General features: G+C 37.5%; 14 protein-coding genes. 8 read left to right on the top strand and 6 right to left on the bottom strand.

Annotation, left to right across the window (positions count from 1 at the left end):
- Positions 1-49 precede the first annotated feature (49 nt).
- Entirely contained in the window at positions 50-1,510 is a 1,461-nt protein-coding gene (locus B1R93_RS08320) for an arabinan endo-1,5-alpha-L-arabinosidase (RefSeq protein ID WP_088103524.1), read from the top strand.
- Between the two features lie 69 nt (positions 1,511-1,579).
- On the opposite strand, the gene coaA is transcribed toward B1R93_RS08320, so the two are convergent.
- Complete coding sequence (gene coaA / locus B1R93_RS08315; protein WP_088103523.1) at positions 1,580-2,524, bottom strand: type I pantothenate kinase; 945 nt, start codon at positions 2,522-2,524, stop codon at positions 1,580-1,582.
- 151 nt (positions 2,525-2,675) lie between these two features.
- Here coaA and B1R93_RS08310 point away from each other — a divergent pair, with 151 nt between their 5' ends.
- The 4 genes from B1R93_RS08310 to B1R93_RS08295 all read left to right on the top strand — a co-directional run bounded on the left by B1R93_RS08310 (position 2,676) and on the right by B1R93_RS08295 (position 7,054).
- Positions 2,676-4,829 (top strand): type IA DNA topoisomerase, encoded by a 2,154-nt coding sequence (locus tag B1R93_RS08310; RefSeq protein ID WP_425348940.1) that lies wholly within the window; start codon positions 2,676-2,678, stop codon positions 4,827-4,829.
- Between the two features lie 276 nt (positions 4,830-5,105).
- Complete coding sequence (locus B1R93_RS08305) at positions 5,106-5,957, top strand: DUF2268 domain-containing putative Zn-dependent protease (RefSeq protein ID WP_165763769.1); 852 nt, start codon at positions 5,106-5,108, stop codon at positions 5,955-5,957.
- A 33-nt stretch (positions 5,958-5,990) separates the two neighbouring features.
- Entirely contained in the window at positions 5,991-6,212 is a 222-nt protein-coding gene (locus B1R93_RS08300; RefSeq protein ID WP_088103520.1) for a YuzI family membrane protein, read from the top strand.
- Positions 6,213-6,307: 95 nt separating this feature from the next.
- Positions 6,308-7,054, top strand: coding sequence for a YjbA family protein (locus tag B1R93_RS08295; protein ID WP_088103519.1), 747 nt, complete (start codon positions 6,308-6,310; stop codon positions 7,052-7,054).
- Between the two features lie 426 nt (positions 7,055-7,480).
- Here the strand turns inward: B1R93_RS08295 and trpS are convergent, their stop codons facing one another.
- Positions 7,481-8,470: a tryptophan--tRNA ligase gene (gene trpS / locus B1R93_RS08290; protein WP_088103518.1), complete on the bottom strand. Its 990-nt coding sequence runs from the start codon at positions 8,468-8,470 to the stop codon at positions 7,481-7,483.
- A gap of 264 nt (positions 8,471-8,734) precedes the next feature.
- Between trpS and B1R93_RS08285 the strand changes: the two genes are divergently transcribed.
- Positions 8,735-9,862: an MGDG synthase family glycosyltransferase gene (locus B1R93_RS08285; protein ID WP_088103517.1), complete on the top strand. Its 1,128-nt coding sequence runs from the start codon at positions 8,735-8,737 to the stop codon at positions 9,860-9,862.
- 68 nt (positions 9,863-9,930) lie between these two features.
- Here B1R93_RS08285 and B1R93_RS08280 read toward each other — a convergent pair whose 3' ends face one another.
- Positions 9,931-11,022 (bottom strand): class II aldolase/adducin family protein, encoded by a 1,092-nt coding sequence (locus B1R93_RS08280; protein WP_088103516.1) that lies wholly within the window; start codon positions 11,020-11,022, stop codon positions 9,931-9,933.
- A 4-nt stretch (positions 11,023-11,026) separates the two neighbouring features.
- A complete protein-coding gene (locus tag B1R93_RS08275; RefSeq protein WP_088103515.1) occupies positions 11,027-12,265 on the bottom strand; it encodes a zinc-dependent alcohol dehydrogenase in 1,239 nt (412 codons plus the stop codon).
- Positions 12,266-12,501: 236 nt separating this feature from the next.
- Here B1R93_RS08275 and B1R93_RS08270 point away from each other — a divergent pair, with 236 nt between their 5' ends.
- Positions 12,502-13,413, top strand: coding sequence for a diacylglycerol/lipid kinase family protein (locus tag B1R93_RS08270; protein WP_088103514.1), 912 nt, complete (start codon positions 12,502-12,504; stop codon positions 13,411-13,413).
- Positions 13,414-13,655: 242 nt separating this feature from the next.
- On the opposite strand, the gene B1R93_RS08265 is transcribed toward B1R93_RS08270, so the two are convergent.
- Positions 13,656-13,841, bottom strand: coding sequence for a hypothetical protein (locus B1R93_RS08265; protein ID WP_088103513.1), 186 nt, complete (start codon positions 13,839-13,841; stop codon positions 13,656-13,658).
- Positions 13,842-13,925: 84 nt separating this feature from the next.
- On the opposite strand from B1R93_RS08265, the gene B1R93_RS08260 reads away from it, so the two are divergent.
- Positions 13,926-14,480, top strand: coding sequence for a TlpA disulfide reductase family protein (locus B1R93_RS08260; protein WP_088103512.1), 555 nt, complete (start codon positions 13,926-13,928; stop codon positions 14,478-14,480).
- Between the two features lie 188 nt (positions 14,481-14,668).
- On the opposite strand, the gene B1R93_RS08255 is transcribed toward B1R93_RS08260, so the two are convergent.
- Positions 14,669-15,661, bottom strand: a complete 993-nt coding sequence (locus tag B1R93_RS08255) for a sodium:calcium antiporter (RefSeq protein ID WP_088103511.1) — start codon at positions 15,659-15,661, stop codon at positions 14,669-14,671.
- Positions 15,662-15,678: the final 17 nt, after the last annotated feature.

The raw sequence follows: 15,678 nt of genomic DNA, 5'->3' as shown, positions 1-15,678 counted from the left end.
TGAAAGGTAAACATCCTAAATTGTTAAATGTAGTGAAAAGGAGAACGCCATGAAAAACAGAGCTTATATAATAACTAGCTTATTGTTCCTTAGCCTCTTTATAGGACTAGCTTTATATTACTTTTTAGTGAAAGAAGATGTTAGTATTACCATGCCAGAGCCTCCGGCTGAAGAACCGATTTCGAAAGTCGATGCAGCGATTATGCATAATGAAGCTAAATGGACGACAAACAACACACATGATGGAGAAATCATTAAAGTTGATGGGATGTATTATGTTTTCTCAACTGACTATATGGTAGCTGGTGAGCCTAAACCTGGAATAATGGTACGGAAATCACCGGATTTAGTTAATTGGGAATTTGTCGGACGAGTGTTTGATGCTGTCCCAGAAGACGTAAAGGAGTGGACAAATGGCGCCTCCATATTTTGGGCACCTGATGTTGTTGAAATGAATGGAACCTTTTATTTATACTATTCTGTTTCAGAATTCGGTACAAAAAACTCATATATTGGACTAGCAACGAGTCAATCAATAGAAGGCCCTTGGGAGAACAAAGGTGAGGTATTCAAGACTAAAAATGGTGATGAATATCAAGTAAATGCAATTGATCCGGGAATTATCTTTGATAGAGAGGGAGAGCCATGGATGGTGTTTGGTTCCTATGCTGGTGGAATCTATATTACCGAATTAAATAAAGAGACAGGAAAGTTAAAGGAGCCTGGAAACCAAGGAACACAGGTTGCGAATAAGGGGAGACAGGACCACCAAGCATTAGAAGGACCAGCGATTATGTATCACTCAGATACCGATTATTTTTATTTGACTGTATCATATGGTTGGCTTGAAGATACTTATAATGTGAGAGTTGGAAGATCAAAGGAAATTACTGGACCTTATCTTGATTATAATGAGAATGACCTTGTAGATATAGAGAGTGTTACTGGTTCTCCAGATGTTGGTACAAAAATTGTTGGTTCCTATGCTTTTGAGAATGACAGTGGATGGCAGGGGACAGGACATAATGGTTTATTACGTGATGGAGATGACTATTACTTCATTCATAATGCAAGGGCAGGAAATGATCCGTATTGGTCTCATTTACATGTAAGAAAATTATATTGGACCGAAGATGGGTGGCCAGCAGTTTCACCACAGCGATATGCGGGTGAAGTGGAACAAAAAATGAGTAAAAAAGCAGTGATAGGAGAGTGGGAAAATATTGTTCTCGATCGTTTAAATGATAATGTTTTACAGTCGCAACAACTGTCTCTTTTATCAAACGGAAAACTAAACGAAGAGACTAGCCAAGATTACTGGGAATTAACCGGAGAAAACACATTAAAGCTATATTGGTATGCTCCTGATGATGCACCTAATGATTATTGGGTAGACACTGTAGTCGTTGCTCCTGCATGGGACTGGGAAAATTGGACTGAGACGATTATCTTTACAGGCTATTCTGAGCAGTTTGGAGAAGCGGTCTGGGGGAAGAAGGTAGCTAAATAGTTTCATGATAAAAATGCCCTTAGTGAGCGTAAAACCTCTTAAAAGGGCATTTTTTTTATTTTAGGACTTTTACCGTTTTTTTAATGAAATTTGCGTTACTCTATGCCCTGCAGCCTTTGTTAGTATTAAATCAGCACGGTGTCGTGTAGGTCGAATGTTTTTTTCTAAATTGATCCCATTAATGTTTGTCCAAATCTCGGTGGCGATTGCAGTTGCTTCTCTGTCGGTTAAATGCCGATATTGATGAAAATAAGATTCAGGACGTTGAAATGCGGTATTACGTAAAAGCTTAAAGCGTTCGATATACCATTGAATGATATCTGATTCCTCAGCATCAACATAGATTGAAAAGTCAAAAAAATCTGAGACGAATAGATGAGGAATTTCACGTTTCTTTTTATTTACTTGTAGGACATTAATTCCTTCAACAATGACGACATCAGGCTCAGAAACAACCTGAACTTGATCCTGTAAAACATCATAGGTTAGATGAGAATAGACAGGTGCTTCGACATAAGGAGAACCGGACTTAACATCACTTAAAAATTGAATCAGCTTCGTTATGTCATAGCTTTCTGGAAAGCCTTTTCGTTTCATTAACCCTTTCGATTCGAGTGTTGCATTCGGATAGAGGAAGCCATCTGTTGTAATTAAGTCTACTTTTGGACGGTTAGGCCAACGTGTAGCAAGTGCTTGAATTAATCTAGCTGTCGTACTTTTACCAACGGAAACACTTCCGGCGATTCCAATAACGAAAGGGACTTTTTTTGTTTCCTTTCGTAAAAAGGAATTCAAATCATTATGTAAATTCATGGAGTTCGTCATATGCATATATAAAAGCTGTGAAAGTGGTAAATAGATATCTGAAACTTCATCTTCTGAAATGGTTTCATTTAAACTAGGGAGATGTTTGCGCTCATAATCAGATAGCGTTACTGTTGACGCAGATAAAGCTGCCCATTCAGAACGGCTAAAATGAGTGTAAGCAGATGGTCTAGAATGTAACGTTTTCATAGTTGCTCTCCTTTAGCAAATGCGCTCTCAATTTATGGTTGCCTTCATATATAATTTGCAGGTCTAGCATATCACAGAAATGAAAAAATAGTGAGTATAAACGTGAATCTTTGCTACAATGTTGTTATGTGTAAGCAAGGAGGATATGAATTTGAGTAAAGTGATACTAGCCGAAAAACCATCTGTCGCAAAAAATATCGCAGATGCATTAAATATAAAAACAAAGAAAGACGGTTACTTTGAAGGGAATGGCTATATCATTACATGGGCATTTGGACATTTACTCCAGCTATACGATGCAAAGGATTATGATAAAAAAATGGCCAAATGGAATATGGCTAACTTTCCTTTTATTCCTTCAAACTTTAAATATAAAGTAAAAAGTAACCCTCGTAACCGAGAGAAGGAAGATCTTGGAGCAAAAAAGCAATTGAAAATTATCCACCAACAAGTTAATCGGCCAGACGTAACGATGATTATTTCTGCATGTGATTACGATCGAGAGGGTCAAATTATTAGTGATACGATTTTAGCCTCGCTTAAATCTTCCTTGCCAGTATACCGGTTATTGTTAAATGAATGGACACCTGATGAAGTACGGAATGGTTTAACAAATGTAAAACTTAATACAGAGTTAAAGCCTCTACAAGATGCTGGTATAAGTAGGCAGTGGGCTGATTGGGTTATTGGGATTAATTTAACGTCTGTCACAACTTTAAAGTATCAGAAAGGGACAGGCTCTGTATTGAATGTTGGTCGTGTGTTATTACCTACATTAAAGATTATCTATGATCGTGAAACTGAAATTGAGCAATTTGTTGCTGAGCCGTACTATAAATTGACTGCAAAATTCACAACAATAGAAGGTGAGGAGTACGAGGGAGTTTATGTAGAAGAAAAGGATTCCTTCAAAAATAAAGAGCTGTTACAGGAGCTTGCCAGGGCCATACAGAATCAACCAGCAACGATTATAGATAAATCAGTGGAGCGTAAACGTGAGTATCCGCCATATTTATTTAATTTAACCAATTTACAAGGATATATGACAAGCAAATATCGGGGGTGGACGTCCGCCAAAGTCTTAAAAGTGGCGCAGTCGTTATATGAAAAAAAGGCGATAACCTATCCACGTACTGCTAGTGTCGTGTTAGAGGAAACGCTTGTTGGCCGAGCTGCGAAAGTACTTGATGTTATAAAAAAAGGATTACTCTATGAAAATGAAATTAAATTTATAAAATCTAAACGTGTCTTTAATTCAGCAAAGGTTGAAAGCCATAGTGCAATTATTCCAACCTATGTCATTCCAAAGGCATTAACGAAAGACGAGGAGTTAGTCTATACTGCGATAAAGAACCGTTTTATTATGCAGTTTATGCCTTTAGCGCAGTATGAGGAAACAAAGCTTATAACAAAGGTTCAAACTCAACCTATGAAAGGCGTCTTTCATTCGAAAGGAAAAGTGCAGCTTGTTGATGGCTGGAAGCTCGTTGAAAAGATACAATCAAAGGATACCCTGCTTCCTTTCGTAAATGTAGGGGAAGAGGTAAGGACGGTTGACCAAACAGTTCAGTCGCATGTGACTAAACCTCCAAAGCTTCATACGGAGAAAACGTTATTAAGAATAATGGAGACATGTGGTAAAGGTAAAGATGAAGGTGAAGAAAGTGAAGAAATCTTATCAGCGATATTAAGTGGTTTTAGTATAGGTACACCAGCTACTCGTGCAGAAACGATTAAGAAATTAACAGACGTTGGGTATATTAAAAGCGAAAATAAGAACTTGATATGTACTAATTTAGGGAAACGCTTCGTTGAGACGTTCCCAATTAAAGAGTTATTCGATTTGGAGTTTACCGGACGACTAGAAAAAACGTTATCAGACATTGAAAAAAAGAAAGTAACAAAAGAGTCGTTTTTACAAGTGATATTTGAGTTCACAACAAATGCGGTAGCAACGATAATTAGGGAGAGAGATGTGACCATCCACGAAGTCTCGAAAAGGAAGAACGCCAATGAGGTTTTAGGAAAATGCCCTCTTTGTGGTCAAGCTGTAATTGAAGGACAGAAAGGCTTTGGCTGCAGTGGTTGGAAAAAAGGCTGTAAATTTGTCATCTGGAAAAATGATAAGTTTCTGGCAACGATGAAGAAAAAACCTACGAAAACGATGGTGAAATCACTGTTATCGAATGGAGTGGCTCCAGTAAAAGGGTTAACGAGTAAAAAAGGGACAAAATTTAATGCTAAACTCCGTTATGAAAAAAATCCAAACAATGATTATTTTAGTTGGAAATTAGATTTTAATTGAAATATCGTAAAAAAGCGGCCCGCCGCTTTTTTTTATTGTGAAAATGATAATGCACTTAATAACGGTGTATTAGTGAAAGAAGACCATGGCTCCACACGCTGCACGCTACTCTAGAAGAACCCCACTTGTAGAGAGCTTTAAAACAGGCGGCCGCACATTGCTTGAAACATACCGCTGTGATATACCTCTCTATAATTTTTGTTTAATTTCAGTCAAGTGACGGGTCATTCTTTTTATATTTCACATAGACTATCTATAAGGATAGGAGGAATGAAAATGGGAGTCGTTCGTACAGATAAGTGGCTTACACTATATTTGAAGCAATGGTTAGCGAAACGTAATGGAATCGAAAAGTATAAATTACAACAACAAACAATTATTTATCCTCTAGCTGAACGATTTCAAACCGAAGATATTCAAGGTTTTCACCATTACTTAAATCACTTAGGTTTGTTTTCTGCAGATACTAACATCGAATCTACACTGGAAACATTTTTCAACAAGAATTGGTGGTATATTGTTCAAGACCAATTTGAAAGGTTGAAAAAAAAATGGGGTGGGCCCGATATTCCAATATACCTCTTCCCAGTTGAAGCTAAACATCCTATCATTACGGTTGATTTAGGTAAAAAAATGGGACTGACTCTCCCCAAGCTTATTATATTGTTTATTGATGGATTAATTAAAGAAGATGATGTACGTGCATTAGTTACACACGAGTATCATCATGCTTGCCGCTTATCTAATACAGAAGAAACCGAAGAAACAATACCATTAGTAGAGTCTATGCTTATGGAGGGTCTTGCGGAACTTGCAGTCAACGAAGAAGTTGGAAAACATGCCTTAGCAGGTTGGACTTCTTATTATGATGACACCTGGCAGGATACTTGGTTTGAACGTTGGTTAAAACCACATCTATTTTTAAAAGGACGCGACAATCATTACCTCTATTTATATGGAGCTTCAACACTAGGAATTCCAAAGTGGCTTGGTTATTATTGGGGATATTTAGTAGTGCAAACGATTAATACAAAATATCCAGCTACTACAAAAGAATGGTTAGGACGTTCCTCATCTGAAATATTGAAAATGTACGCTACTACAATGGAGGGATCTAAATGGAATTAATTAACGGTAGGTTGCACTTTGGAAGGGATTTTTATGATTAGATTATTTTTCTTACTAGTCGGCTTTTGTTTAGCGGTAGTCGGAGGAATAAGTTTGCTTGCCTATTTAAATTTATTAACGACAGGTTATCAGTTTATAGCCTATATAGAGTTTATTGTGACAAGAATTGAATTCTATCTATTTATCATTGGTATGGTTTTGATTTTCGGATCTTTAACATGGAAAGGGAATACTGGGAGAAAGAGAAAAGAGTAGGACTGTATGGAATGTTTTAGTGAATCGTGGAATAAACTTCCTACGCCTTGCCTATACTGTTGATACAATTCAATTCACAGTAAGGGGGACAAAGTATGGTCCACATTAGGGATGTTTGGGTCAATTGGTTTGAAGGTGAAGAAAATGGATACAATGTTTGTAGTTTTTTTGAGTGGCGGCCAGATGACCGAATTGAAATACTGGATCAAGCAATCCTTGTAAAAGTGAGTACGGATTTGTTCAATTATATTGAAAATGATATTGCAGAGTTACCGGATCGCCTTTTGGACGCGGTCCATAATCAAAGCTTTTTAAGGAAAAATATGTCTCGTATACAGCTTGATTATTGTTTTATCGCCACAGATGGAAGTCGAATTATAGCTGTTGACACAATGGGTTATAAAACGCCGATTCGTAAAAGTCGGTTAACACCAAGACAAGAGAGAATGGTGTACGAGCTTTTAGTGCAACACGAATTTGAACGATTTGATTTAGAGGATAAAGTAGACATGAAGGGGTATCATATCCTATCACCGAGTCCAGAGGATATGCTAGGATTAACTAGAAAGGAACGTCAACTCAAACAATTACTTTACATGGCTCTTGATCAACTCTATACATCTGGACATGAGGCTGAAGTTCGCTACTGGTGTACGGAATGGGCCCCTCATGATTACCAGAACATACAACATATGGAACGTGATGAAGCTTGGCGATACTTATTTCAATCAGTTAAAGAAGGTTGGACAAGCCGACATTATCAACTTTGTGAGGCCATGGTAAAGGGGCAAAGCTTTCTTGAAAAGCTTTGGGAATTAGAACAAGGAGAAAGTGTTAAGTAAACGTAAAAATTGGGTAACATATAGTGGAGTTTAGCTGTCCAAAAATACAGTCATGGCTTCATACTTTATAACATAAGTAATTGTGACTAAGGGAACAAGGTTTGGAGCCTATGATATATCTTTGATTGGACATGCTCTGTGAGGAACGTTTGAACGTTTTTATTCACTCATTTACAACCCTTTCGTTCTCTCCTATAATAAATAGTGAAAGGGCAGAGTGAGGAGGAGAAAAATGGATAGTTTTGCATATGGCGTGATGCAGGTTCTTGCAATTGTGATTCTTGTAGGTACCTTAGGTCTTTCTTTTTTTGTCGGGAAGATATGGAAAAAGAATAACGGCTATTAAAACAAAAAGAAAACGGGAGGCGGTAGTCTCCCGTTTTTTGATTGCAATCAAAATGCTTTATTGACGGCTATTTTGCTTTTTTAGCGCTTTTTACGGCCTAGTCCCATTGCTCTTTCAGCTTTTTCCACCATTTTTGATGCAACTTTATGAGCATTTTCTGCACCTTTGTCAAGGATGTCGTCAAGCTCTGTCGACTCAATTAATTGATAGTACCTCTCTTGGATTGGCTGGAGTGTTTTAACAACAACTTCTGCTAAATCACTTTTGAAATCTCCGTACCCTTTACCTTTATATTGCTCTTCTAAATCTGAAATAGCTATACCAGAGCACAAGGAATATATAGATAGTAAATTAGAAACAGCAGGCTTTTCTTCGCGATTAAAACGGATTTCCCCATCTGTATCTGTAACTGCACTTTTAATTTTTTTGCGAATGGTGCCTTCGTCGTCAAGCATTGATATGTAACTTTTTGGATTCGGATTTGATTTACTCATTTTTTTCGAAGGGTCATTTAAGGACATAATTCGAGCCCCGACTTTAGGTATTTTTACTTCTGGTATGGTGAAAATATCATTGTATTTTTTGTTGAATCGTTCAGCTAAATCTCTAGTAAGCTCTAGATGCTGTTTTTGATCTTCACCGACTGGGACAATATCAGTTTTATACAATAAGATATCAGCAGCCATAAGTGGAGGATACGTAAGTAAAGAGGCTGATACCGCTTCTTTCCCTTCCGATTTATCTTTAAACTGAGTCATTCTTTCGAGTTCCCCTATATAAGAAACACACTGCAACATCCACCCTAGCTGAGCGTGCGCAGGTACCTCTGATTGAATAAATAAAGTCGCCTTTTGGTTGTCAATACCAACAGCTAAATATAAGGCAGCAAGACTTTTAATATTTTCTCTAAGCTTTATTCTGTCTTGGGGAACGGTAATAGCATGCTGGTCAACGATACAAAAGTAACAGTGATATTCGTCTTGCATGTCTACAAAATGCTTCATTGCCCCTAAATAATTCCCAAGTGTTAACGTACCACTAGGCTGAATTCCTGAAAAAACTGTTTTCATGTTGCACATCCTTTCTCTTACGAACAGCGTTTACATCGCTACTAAATAAAATCATATCAGATCGTTTAGAAAAAACCTAGCACAGATATGGTGTTTTTAAACTGATATGGAAATAGGCTGTTTCAATTAAGATGCATTCCTTATGAATGTTCATTCAAAAAAAGTGAAAACTATTACTATAAATACATTTTGCTCATCTTTAACTAAGCACTCTTTTTTCTTAAGAATTTCCATCAATACAGGCAAGGAAAGAGAGGTTCGGTCATGAATCACATCACAATATTTTCGGCGTCGATTGGAAATGGTCATAACGAAGCGTCGAAAGCACTTAAAGAGCAATTTGAAAAGCAAGGTGCATCTGTTAGTGTGATCGATACATTTCAATCGATTCATCCATTATTGCATAAAATGTTTTTAGAGATGTATTTAACGATACTACGATTAGCCCCAAAAATTTGGGGACGATTATATCGATATGGTGGGGAATACTCATGGTATTTAATTATGGATCATGTAGGTTCCTTCTTTTGTGAACGCCTTGAGGCGATAATTAAAAAACAAAACACAACAGTGATGATATCAACTCATCCATTTGTTACGGCATTCTTATCAAAATTAAAACAAAAGAAACAGCTTAACATTCCACTTTACACTGTTATAACAGATTTGGGATTACATCCAGCATATATTCGACCTGAAATTGATGGTTATTTTACTGCGTCTCCTCATATTGAATCATTTGCAAAAAAATATAATATACCGGTGGCTCAATGCTATTGTACGGGGATTCCTATCAAGACTGTACCGGATGTAACGATCCCTCGTTCAGAAATTAGAGAGGCTCTCCAATTAGATCCGCATAAGAAAACCTTGCTCATTACTGGTGGTGGGCTCGGACTAAGTCGGTATGTCGAAATTCTTCACTATATGGAACAACTAAACCAACCGCTTCAAGTTTTGTGTATGACAGGTATGAATCAAAGAGTCGCACAAAAAATTACAAAAGTAAAAAGTAAACATTCCATTGAAGTGATTCCTTTTACGGAAAAATTCACAAGCTATTTACGAGCAAGTGATGTCATTATTTCGAAACCAGGAGGCTTAACAATGTCCGAGGCACTTGCATGTGAAACACCTATTATTATTTATGACCCTGTGCCAGGCCATGAGGAGCAGAATGCAGAGTTGTTAGAGGAGTTTGGTACAGCGGTAAAAGTAGAATTTGCAGAAGAAATGGCACCTGTTTTAGACCGAGTACTCGTTGATAAACATTATTATCAAACAATGGTCTCAAATGCAAAAAAATTAAAAAAGCCTGATGCTGCGAAAAAAATTAGTGATGTCATTCATCATCTTGAAATGGCTAAATATAAAAAAGAGAAAACAGAATAACAAAAAGAAGGGTTGTCCAAAGGCGTTTTGGCCTATGGGGCAACCCATTTGATTTTGTTACAGTTCATTTAAGACATTGGAACTTGATTTTGTATTTTTCCTTCAATACGATCGAATATGTTTTCTAATGAAGTTCCTGTTATCGTAAGACCATGGTTTTTAAGACCAATCACAGCTTCTTCTGGCTTTTCTGCCTGGCGAACGAGGGAAGCAACTGTTTCAGCCAGTTCGATTGTTCCACATGGGTAATTAATCTCGGTAGCTTCGATCCCATCCATCCAAGCGTGAATATGGACAATTGCTCCGACTTTAGGATGCTCTTTATAAATCATCCAATGTTCAATGGCATCGACAGACGCTCTCTTAGGTTGAATATTCGGTGGGATGCTTACTTCAATATGGTTATTCTCCTCATTGTACCCTTTAATATAAAGCATATCACGGCCAATCTCTGTCATGTTTGATTTATCAATGCCACTTGCACTCATCCAGAAATGCTCATCATCACAACGAGCACTTAAGTTTCCATAGCTTAACCCACCTAATCCATAGAGCTTTTGTAGATGACGTAAATCCCTTTTACTTAAATAATGCTCAAGAGGAAAAGGAGCAGGTAATAGATTCAACTCATCTAATTTTTTTCCGGAGGTACTTAGAGAGCGTGTAATTCGATCTCCAGCCCACAAATCAGCAGGTAGATCTTCTGAATAGTGATTATCTATAACGAGCTGTGAGCAGGTTAATGGTTGAAGACGTTTATAAACTTTTGTGAAAAATAGTTCAACATCATCACCTTCACGATATTCAATGGAATAACAACCTTGTTCAGGGGTTAAAAAATGTAATGTGGTTTTACCTGATTGATGGTTTACATAAATGAAATGATTAGCGAGTGAGCGGATTAAAAATGGATAAACCTCGGTAAATAAGTCATACGGCTTTCCATGACTTTCTAATATAGAGACAACAAATGTAGCTTGGGCTTTTCGGCGAAAAGGCTTAATATCATCTTCAGTAATAAAATGAAATACGAGCTGAAGGGGGTCAACAGCTTCGTCCTTATAACAAAAACCGTGTTCAGAAAAAGTCGAGATTAATTTCTTTGAAAACCATTGTAAATATGGACTAGATGGTTGTGAACCTAAGGTGAAGTTTCTCATTTGGTTAGCCTCCAATAGATGTTTGATCGTGTTCGAATACAACTTTCATGACATTTGCTTTTCCTTTTTTCGTTACAGTTTGAAATGCTTGTTTATATTGCTGGAGAGGAAATCGATGACTAATTAATGGAGAGAGATCAACTTCCCCTCTTCTCATTAACTCCACGGCAATTTGAAGGGTATTCATTTTCTTTCCTTCAAATTCATTTGAGCTATAAGCGAAGCAACCTTTAACTGTTAACTCATTTAACCAAACGTATGTCCAATCAACGTTTTTTATTATACTGGCTAAACCTAGTAAAATTACGGTCCCACCACTTTCTGCAAAACGAAGAGCATCGTGAATGCTTTGTTTTTTTCCGACACATTCATATACAGTTTGGGCTCCACCTTGAATAACTTCTTGTCCAAAAAGTGGCTTTAAGCAGTCGGCTTGTAATTGTGCAGCGAGTTTTTCAACGTATGAATCCTTTAAATAAACGATATGTTCGGCCCCTAATTGTTTAGCCATGTCACCTTGAAAGGAATGCTTTGCTAAAACGGTAATGGAACAATCAAAGTTAAGTGCTTTTAAAGCTGCAACGACACATAAACCTATTACTCCGGCACCGATCACTAATACTTGCTCCCCTTTATTTGGTGGATTTCGCAGTACGGCATGTAATGCACAACTAAAAGGTTCGATTAATACACCATTTAAATCATTTATTTCATCAGGAAGGGGAAGAAGCTGGCTTTTATGAGCTACAAGGTAGGGGCTCCAGCTACCGCTTGTATTATGACAGGCTCCGATTAATAAACCAGGCTCAATGGTTCCTTTTGTTTTATGATGACAAAGACTTTCGTCTCCTCGCTGACAGGCGGGGCAGGGATCCATTCCTCTTGTTTCACAAGATAAAATGGGGTTGACGACAACCCTTTGTCCTTCTTGTAGCCCTTCTACTTGTTGTCCCAGTTCAGCGATTTGTCCGACCGCTTCATGGCCAATTGTAAATGGGAAAGAAACAAAAGGAGATGTGGCTGGACTATCGTGTAAAAATAATAAATTCATGTCACTTCCACATATCCCCCCATACTTTACTTTGACCTTAGCCCAATGTTCATTTGGTAATGTTGGTTCATCTGTCTCCTGCCACCTTAGGCAAGAGAATGTTGAATCCCAATGAAGGGTAGGAAACCAACGACCAAGAGCTTTTGTAAAGATGTATTTCGGAATATCAAAGTCAAATTGTAGAGCCTTCATAAACACCTCCAGAAGTAGCATTGAGGGAAATTGGTTTTGGTTTATTTGTAATTTACTCATAATCGTGGAAAATATTCACTTTTTCCCAAATAGAAGGTATAAGAAGCCAATGAAAAACCCCTTCAAAGTCATTCAAGGAAGCAACAACGGCTCCGCACATTGCTTAGGGGGTCACATCAAAGGGAAAAGCACCTTTTTTAGTGCTCACTAGTATAAGTTTTTTTAGGTAGGGAAAAATGGTTGCTACTGAAATAGAGAGGAAGGTTGCGATGTACGGTTTTATCGTGAACCCGTATTCCGGAAATGGAAAAGCATTAAAGAAATGGACAATGATTGAAATGATCCTTCAAGAACAAGATATTGCCTATCAGGTTGTTATAAGTCATAAGAAAGACGATGTATCCATTTTTATTGAGCAAATAAAAAATACCTTAGAAAACATTAAGGCTGTAGTTGTACTTGGAGGGGATGGTACTCTCCATGAAGTGGTCAATCATTTAGCAGGTACGTCACTCCCTTTTAAAGTCATACCAACTGGTTCTGGAAATGATTTTGCTCGTTCAAGAGGTATAAGTAAAAATGTAAGAAAGGAATTAGAGTCCTTATTAACAAGTGAAAAACAATGGAGCGATTTAATGAAAATTGGAAATAGATACTGTTTAACTGTCATAGGATTAGGCTTTGATGGCATGGTCGCTAAAGTTACAAATGAAATGAAGTTAAAAAGGTGGTTTGGACGTTTATCATATGTGTTAAGTGTACTTAAAGTCCTTCATTCGTATAAACCGTCAACGTTGAAAGTAACATTAAACGAAAATCAAAAAGTAGTGGAAAATGTTTGGTTAATAGCGGTTGCAAATCATCCTTACTATGGTGGAGGCATGAAAATCTGCCCAGAGGCTTCAAGTGAGGATGGGAAATTAGATGTATGTATCGTCCACGGACTTTCAAAATTAAAGTTGCTGTTGTTGTTTCCTCGTGTATTTAATGGAAGCCATGTAGCGAAAGACGGAGTTGAGTATCATCAAGTTGATTCTATTAAAGTTGATAGTGACGAGCCATTGTTCATTCATGGAGATGGGGAGATGATTGGGAAGACTCCCGCTCAAATTTCAATACAGAGACAAGGTTGTTATATCCTGTCTTAGGGGCAATTTTGATACAATTACCCCTAACAACCGGTAGCTACGTTTTGTTTAATATTTTCTTGGAACTGATCGATTTCCTAAGAGAAGGCTGTTCGATATGTTCATATTCAAGCTCGAAAAACAAATCGAGAAAATAATAAAGGAAATCTTTCATCTTATGGAATTTTTGATTCATGAGCATCACCTTTACTGTTAGCGTATAACTAATATGTACGACTTTTGTAAAGTTCATGCAAAAAATATTAATTCTCGATTGAATTAGAGTTTGTTTTTCTTCGCTCAATTTGTCTTAAAAACCATAAAATTAGGTTTATTGCAGCAATGATGTAAAACAACCAATTCACACCGTCTCCTCTCTGATACATAATCACAACGTAAATGCCAAGTGCTATCACGGCAGCAAGCTGTAAAATTTGTAATTTGGACATATTACTTTTCCCTCATTTCGCATGATTTTGCTTGTTTGGACATACGTTACATTATAACATCTTGAACGAAGAGAGGAATGAAGGATGAAAAGTCGTCAAGCATTTTATCGTAGTGTGTTAATCGTCCTTTTATGTGGTGTTGGCTTTATGTATAGTCAATCGAAAAGTGTATTTGAACAAGTGGAGGAAGCGGTAGCAGCTTCTGTACAATCAGGAGTCCAAGTAGGCAATGAAGCAGTTCCCTTTAAGTTACAAACGTTACGAGGGGATACAGTGGCGCTTTCAGATTTTGAAGGAAAGCCAGTCGTTATTAATTTTTTTGCAACATGGTGTCCACCATGTCAGGAAGAAATGCCGATCATTGTCGAGATGGAAAAGCGGATTAAAAAGCAAGGTGGGGTATTTCTTGCGATTAATATGACAAGCCAGGAGAAAAGTAAAAAGGAGATCCAACCTTTCCTAAATCATTTTAGAGCTCCTTTTGATGTGTTATTAGATGAAAACGGAGAGCTGTTAAAGCAATACCAAATCATCGGTATCCCGACAACCATTGTTATTGATGAAGATGGGATCATCGTGCAAAGAATTAATGGCGGGCTAACGTATGACATGATGGAAGATTTAGTTATATTTCGATAATTGAAGAGGCTGTGCCAAAAGGTTGTTTTTTAATCTTTTGGCACAGCCTTCATGCAATGAGCGTAGTCGCTACATCTTTTAGAAGCCTTACGATGAGTGGGGTTCTCATCGTAAGGCGCGTAGTGGACGAAGCCATTGCTGTGCCCGCTTTATGCCTTTGAGCCACCCCTTTTAAGTAGAACGTTTTGCTATTGAATGAATATTAAATAAGAGGATATAAAATAGAGGAAAACGAGGGCTGCTGAAGGTAAGGCGTATCTTATAGCATTTTGTTGTGGGTTTCTAATCAGTGAGTAAAGCACAACAACTGAAAGAATACCAACTGCAGAGGCTGTTATTTGGTGGACTGTTGATACAGCTAATAAAATCGGACCTTGTCGATAAAGAATGTCAGCTAAACCAAGGATAAGAATATTGAAGAGATTGCTTCCAAGGATTGAGCCAAGTGCCAAATTATTATTCCCGAGTCGTAAAGCAACTAGAACGGAGATTGCTTCGGGTAAGGATGTTGTTAAAGCTATTAAAAAGCTGCCGACAAAACTAGCGCCAAGTCCAGTAACAACAGCAATTTCGTCCCCAGTAACGGTTAATAATGTTCCTGCTCCCATAATGAAAATAGCCGCAATAATGAAGCCTATAATCGCCCGTTTTAACGGGATGGCTGAAACGTCAGGTACATTTTCATTCGAGTTTGAATCGGATTGATTCTCAGATTGCTTTTTCGAAACGGTTGAAATCACCCACATTCCGAATGCATATATTCCAAGCAATAACCAAATATCAATACCAATACCAAGGATAGAATAGTCAACACGAATCGTTAAGGCTAATAAAGCGACGATGATTAGCAACAGACCATGGCTAGCTGTGTAAAAATGAGTTTTTTCTGCAGATTGGAAAATTTGGTTCTTTCGAAAATATAAATCAAAACAAGCGATGATTAAAAGATTAAACATATTGCTTCCGAACACATTTCCAATGGCAATGTCTGGTGTGTCTAGGACGATAGCTGAAACAGTTGTAGTAACCTCTGGAAGAGAGGTAGCACCTGCTAAGAATATCGTGCCAACAATCATTCCACCTAAAGAAGTTTTTTCTCCGATTGTATCCGCATATGTAGAGAGTTTAATTGCTGCAAAAACGGTGACAATAGCAGCTAATATAAACAAAATAAATACCATTTGCCTATGACCTCCTT

Origin of the sequence: Halalkalibacter urbisdiaboli (genome assembly GCF_002156385.1) — a bacterium.
In the GTDB taxonomy this organism is placed as follows: domain Bacteria; phylum Bacillota; class Bacilli; order Bacillales; family Bacillaceae_D; genus Halalkalibacter_A; species Halalkalibacter_A urbisdiaboli.
Note: the sequence above shows the minus strand (reverse complement) of the source record. Positions and strands in the feature narration are given on the sequence as shown.

Bases quoted from the DNA above. Each gene is read 5' to 3' on its own strand.
- B1R93_RS08320 (WP_088103524.1), top strand. From the start codon at position 50: ATGAAAAACAGAGCTTATATAATAACTAGCTTATTGTTCCTTAGCCTC.
- coaA (WP_088103523.1), bottom strand. From the start codon at position 2,524: ATGAAAACGTTACATTCTAGACCATCTGCTTACACTCATTTTAGCCGT.
- B1R93_RS08305 (WP_165763769.1), top strand. From the start codon at position 5,106: ATGGGAGTCGTTCGTACAGATAAGTGGCTTACACTATATTTGAAGCAA.
- B1R93_RS08300 (WP_088103520.1), top strand. From the start codon at position 5,991: ATGATTAGATTATTTTTCTTACTAGTCGGCTTTTGTTTAGCGGTAGTC.
- B1R93_RS08295 (WP_088103519.1), top strand. From the start codon at position 6,308: ATGGTCCACATTAGGGATGTTTGGGTCAATTGGTTTGAAGGTGAAGAA.
- trpS (WP_088103518.1), bottom strand. From the start codon at position 8,470: ATGAAAACAGTTTTTTCAGGAATTCAGCCTAGTGGTACGTTAACACTT.
- B1R93_RS08285 (WP_088103517.1), top strand. From the start codon at position 8,735: ATGAATCACATCACAATATTTTCGGCGTCGATTGGAAATGGTCATAAC.
- B1R93_RS08280 (WP_088103516.1), bottom strand. From the start codon at position 11,022: ATGAGAAACTTCACCTTAGGTTCACAACCATCTAGTCCATATTTACAA.
- B1R93_RS08275 (WP_088103515.1), bottom strand. From the start codon at position 12,265: ATGAAGGCTCTACAATTTGACTTTGATATTCCGAAATACATCTTTACA.
- B1R93_RS08270 (WP_088103514.1), top strand. From the start codon at position 12,502: ATGGTTGCTACTGAAATAGAGAGGAAGGTTGCGATGTACGGTTTTATC.
- B1R93_RS08265 (WP_088103513.1), bottom strand. From the start codon at position 13,841: ATGTCCAAATTACAAATTTTACAGCTTGCTGCCGTGATAGCACTTGGC.
- B1R93_RS08260 (WP_088103512.1), top strand. From the start codon at position 13,926: ATGAAAAGTCGTCAAGCATTTTATCGTAGTGTGTTAATCGTCCTTTTA.
- B1R93_RS08255 (WP_088103511.1), bottom strand. From the start codon at position 15,661: ATGGTATTTATTTTGTTTATATTAGCTGCTATTGTCACCGTTTTTGCA.